The organism is Thermogutta sp. (assembly GCF_014359955.1).
GTDB lineage: Bacteria > Planctomycetota > Planctomycetia > Pirellulales > Thermoguttaceae > Thermogutta.
This window is the reverse complement of sequence record NZ_JACIYL010000274.1, coordinates 1-5,132: the sequence shown is the minus strand read 5'-3', so window position 1 is coordinate 5,132 and position 5,132 is coordinate 1. Positions and strand designations below refer to the sequence as shown.

Genomic DNA, 5,132 nt, shown 5'->3' with positions numbered 1-5,132 from the left:
GTTACAGACAACTCGCACAGCGCGGGTTTTTAGTGTTCAAACTCGGGGATACCTGGTACGTGCGGGACCCCATCCCCATCCTGTTTCGACTCAATCAGGATGAGGTCGCCCAACTACTTCAGGAAGTGCAGGCCAGTTCTGAACTCGGCCAGTATGATGCGGGCAAACTGGACCGGGCCTACCGCGTCATCGCCGAAATATTCGAGGTTCCCCTCGGCCCTCAGGGGGCTTCCTATCAGGAAATCAACGAGCTCATGCTCATCTTCCAGGAATGGTGTGAAACGCAAAAAAAAAGTTCCAACCCATAGTCCCGCTCCTGGTCAGCTTGGGAACCTCCATTTTGCCGTTCGTGGCGGATCCATACGATCGCGGGCTATGGGCCATGCTATTGGTAGCGGTAGGAGTGGATCACAAGCAGGGGGAACAGAATCCGCTACTGCAGTGGAACACGCAAGTGATTAACGTGCCAGATCATGTGAATCTCGATACATTTAACTGGGATTTCAGTCAGTTGCTATGATTCAGGGCCTGAGTGCACTTCTGGGATTCATTCGCAGCGCAGCGGCAGCGCTGCCACGAGTTGTCGCAGCCGGTGCTCGGGCATTCCGCTCCCTGACCGCACCTCCCCGACGTGCACCAGGGCGAGTCGTTGTTGTGCGTGCTCGTCAAGCACCGACCGTCACTCAGGTCAAACAGGAAAAAGAGCACAAAACCAAACGCAGAAAACAGGCGAATGGAGAGAAGACAAAACACCGCGACACCAGCCAGCGAGGAGACGTCCTGGAATCGGCGGCCGAACAGGAAAACGCCCGGGAACTTGCCAGAAAACTGGCCGAACTGCGGGGCGGCCAACGGAGTGCCTCGACTTCCGGCGAACAGGTGACGGGAGGGACGCAGACCGAAACATCTCAAGAAAAGGTCTCCGAACAAGCGGGACGGGAGACCGCCAAAATTTCGCTGCTGAAGACTTCCGTCCCTCAAGAAAAGGTCTCCGAACAAGCGGGACGGACAACGGCAGAGATGGTGCCGCCGCCGTTACCACCGACGCCACCGCCCCTTCCCCCGACCCCACCTCCATTGCCTCCGACCCCTCCTCCCCTTCCCAAAGTCCGCTTCACCCAAGGACCCATGGCTCGGTTCGTGGCTGCCATTCGCGGCATGATCGCAGCCCCACCCCGACCACAAAGTGCCCCGATGTCTGCGTCTCCCCGCACACAGCAACCCACGGAAAAAGGACTTCCTGCCGAGAAGACCGCTGCGGAATCTCCTCAGGAGAGCGAATCGATTCGCCAGGCCAAACAGAAAACGGAGGCCAGCACTGAGAAATTAGAGAAGAATACGGAAGCCACCGAGAAAAACACAGAAGCCCTCAAACAACAGGAGAAGGCGGCACAAGAATTGTCTAACACGGGCAATCGTCTCATGCGCTGGTTCGTGCACGCGTTGGTGACCCCTATGGCGCTCTCCAGCCTATCGAAGGCCGTAGAGGGGATCGCTCAGGGAATTCTCGGGCGTTATGCGGAGGCGGCGAAGTTTGCCCCTCAGGCCCAGTGGTCCATGCTGCGTTTACAACATCAGCAAACCCTCCTCACGGCCCAGTCCGTTCGCACATTATCCGGTCCCTTGAGCAAACTCGCCGACGCACTTGCCGATGCCCAGCGGGCCTGGGCCCCCGTCCGCAATCTGTTTGCAGGAGTACTCATGTCCAGTCTCACGCAAACTCTCCACCTGCTTGCGCGAATTGGAGATGGTACAACGCGCATCACGCGCTCCGTCAACGAACTGATCAAGACGCTGACCTTTGGACTCATCGACCTCAACAAATGGATGGAGGAACAGAATCAGCAAAGCACCAGTATAGCCGCGGAATTCTTCGGACGATTGACCCGCTCCGATTGGCATGGTCTGGTGCCACCGGCCCGGCCTCAGCCACGCTTTGAACGTCCTTTTGGCCCGATGCAACCACCGCCCCGACGCTAACATGGCCAGTGTCACGGTTTTGCGTTATGGAAATGTCCTCATTCTAAACTGCCACACTCGGGCACACGAAGTTACCGTGAAATACGACCCGAGTGACACGGATCGTCTGTACCTTAACCTCCGTCTTGTGGTGGCAGGCTTTCTCGTTCCCGGTGGCGAGTCGCTGGCCTCCTACTACTCCGTGGATCAGATCGCCCAACAAGCCGAACAAGGCGGCATCGCCCTACTCGGCCAGCCCATCGGAAAATACGATCTGCCCCTGCTCATAGCGGAACTCAATAAACCCCGTCGCTGGCTGGAATACTTTGTCATCGAACGTGTTCGCGATCAGCAGAATCAGATCCAGCACAATCTTTATCCCATTTGGGCGGTTATGCCCATGACCGAATTCCCGGCGGTTACTGCTCTGAGCACGCGGAAGCCGGACACGGTGGTGCTCGAGGTAGCCAATGGTCCCAAGCCCCGCGGTGTCCGTGTGGAACAATATTTCCCCGCCACTGGGATCGCCAAGGTGGAATTTACCGTGGAAGCCTCTGTGCTGGCCGTTCCCTTCGGGAAGTCCTTTGCCGATCTGGCCACCGAAAAGCCGGACTTCGATTTACATCGCTGGGGTGGGGAGATCAACAACCGCTGGACCATCGAAGAATCGATGGATGAAAATTTTTACACCACGAGGCGGATTGCCGGACGGATCACGGTAGCGGGGACAGCCTTTGTGGATCACATTTTGCGGAAACAGCACGGCCAGATCCTTCCGCAGTTGCGGAGATATCTCGCCTTTCCACTCCTCGAACGGAGCTTCGTCCGTCAATCGATCACCTATCGTTCCAGCGAAGACGGGCTGAGTTGCGATTACGAAATCGTAGACGTCCAGGTGGCGGAATGCCCGCCCTGGCCCGCCACTTCCATGACCGGACGCGTGGAACTGATGATTGATGAGGCGTTCACCTGCCGCCTGGCGGCTAATTTCCAGTTGGGCGGCCCTCCCCATGTGGACCGCAAACTGCTGATCCAACTGGCCTTTAAAATCATCGAATCGGTCACCCTCGGATCCTGGGACAAACTCAACGATGAAAAAGCCAACTGTTTTTTAGATAGCGCGCGCATTACCACTTACTACGGTCAGCGGCAAGCGGTTGATGTGGCGGTGACAATCCGCATGCTCCCCGCAGGAATCGACGCTGATGGCAAAGCCCAACAGCCCGGCGACTGGATGACGAATTTCCAAAAGACGTACATCGGGCGGCCCATCGACTTTGCTGTTCGCTTCAAAAAGAATCGGCAGATCCGCTATGACAAGTCAGCGGGCTCGCTGCCGGGATTGTTTGGATTCACCCACGATGGAGAACGCTCTCCGGCAGCCCTTATTCTTCTCTCCTGCTATTTGCAGGAACCAGAGAGGCACCACGATCTTCCCATGGCAGCCACCAGCAAGCCCCGCATCGAAAAGGTCCGCCTGGCCAAACAGGACGAACCTGAGGACACCACCGAGACGCCCGGTACTGAAGAGGGGGATGTGGATGAATCCAAACACTCCGTCGTGCTCTACACGCCACAGACAATGTACACATTCGCTGCCCTGCGATCGACTTACTATGTAGATTCCTACCAGGTGGGGTTGCCCCGCAGTGTGAAAGACAAGGACGGACGCACGACCCTTTTCACGACCCTTGCTGAGCCTGCCGTCTATCGCGTGATTGAATTCGAAACCGAACGGATCGGCGGCTGGCCAAAAATTCCTGCCGCTCCGGAGTCCTATGATGTCACTGACAAATGCAAGGCCTATTTGGTCTGGAAGCAGCTCACACCCCATGCTCCCAGTCCAACCAAAGATGCCCGACAGCTGGCCTACAAGGTGAGCGGAACGTACGTCTACCAGCTGGAGGCACCTCCACCCGCGCTGGATGTCGGCATGCTCCCCATGACAAGCCCTCAGCAGCTGCGCGATCAATCGGGGCGCATCACGGCGGCTTTGGAAGAAAGCACGACACTGACAGGGATCTCCGTGGAAGATCGGTATTCACCGGAGTGAGCCATGGCCCTGAAACTCTACGACGCCACAAATCAGGATGGGCTGTTCAATCTCCTCGGCAAAGCGTACAAGGTATGGGAAGCGCTGGCTGGAGCCTACGGGTCTGGCGTTCCCAGTGCCGTGGAGAGTTACATCTCCGCGGTAGAGAAACTGAGCGATAATCTGCGTTACCTGAGGGCCACGGAGGGCCTTAATCTCAACTCCTGGCTGAGCACGGACAGAGCGCTGACCGGCTCCCTTCTCAAGGCTGTGGAAGAACTTCTGTTAGCCTATGTGCAGACCGAATATCCTGCTGCCGTGACTATTTCGGAGGCGATGGCAGCACTCATCCAGGAAATGCAGCGCCAGGGCTATTACGTGGCCCAGCCCACCGTATCGGCGTCCATCACCGCCGATGGCTCCAACACAAACCCCCAACCGGCCCTGGTGTGTGGCGTCCGCGACGTCAACGGCTATATCCGTCCCACCATCGTCCCCGAAAATCTCTACGTCTATCACAACCAGGACGCTTCCCAGTTGGTACTCGCCTCGGCGGAGTCGGCCGAGTGGGATTCAGCCACCTGGCCCAAGGGATCCGGGATCCAGACGTTCTATCGACTCCTGGAAGCCCGCGATTCGGTGATTCCTAATGCGGACTTTGAACAAGTAACATCTGGCGGCCCTGCGCAGTGGCTTGTGATTGTCGGATCTTCCAGCACGGTCCAGGTGTCGGAGGTCGAACAGCAACAGGTCACGATCAGCGGTTCGCCCACCAGCGGCTGGTACACCCTCAAATACACCGCCGCGGATGGCAAAACCTATACCACAATCCCTCTCGCTTACAATGCGTCCGGGAGTGCGGTGCAAAGCGCTCTCCGCCAGATCCCCGAACTGGCCAGTATCACGGTCACGACGAGCGGGACAGAGCCGAACTTCACGCACACCATTACCTTTGAAGGGGTACCGGGCGATCCGGCTCAACTGTTGGCGAATTACAACTTCGATGCAGGGGCCATTAGCATCACAACAACCAGACCTGGAAACGCGAAAAACTTCCGCGGTCGGGCGCTGAAATTCGTTTCCAATGGGACCGAACAGAGCACGCTGGTAGTTCCTGTCCAGCTCACCAGGGGTGTCTATG

Annotated in this window: 4 protein-coding genes; all 4 read left to right on the top strand. The window is 57.4% G+C overall.

What is annotated here, in order from left to right; all coding sequences use genetic code 11:
- Positions 1 to 308 (top strand): hypothetical protein (locus H5U08_RS09770; protein ID WP_297032537.1); only part of this gene is annotated, 308 nt, incomplete at its 5' end.
- A 208-nt stretch (positions 309 to 516) separates the two neighbouring features.
- Complete coding sequence (locus tag H5U08_RS09765) at positions 517 to 1,980, top strand: hypothetical protein (RefSeq protein WP_297032536.1); 1,464 nt, start codon at positions 517 to 519, stop codon at positions 1,978 to 1,980.
- A 1-nt stretch (position 1,981) separates the two neighbouring features.
- Positions 1,982 to 4,012 (top strand): hypothetical protein, encoded by a 2,031-nt coding sequence (locus H5U08_RS09760; protein ID WP_297032534.1) that lies wholly within the window; start codon positions 1,982 to 1,984, stop codon positions 4,010 to 4,012.
- 3 nt (positions 4,013 to 4,015) lie between these two features.
- A partial coding sequence (locus H5U08_RS09755; RefSeq protein ID WP_297032532.1) for a hypothetical protein occupies positions 4,016 to 5,132 on the top strand: 1,117 nt, incomplete at its 3' end.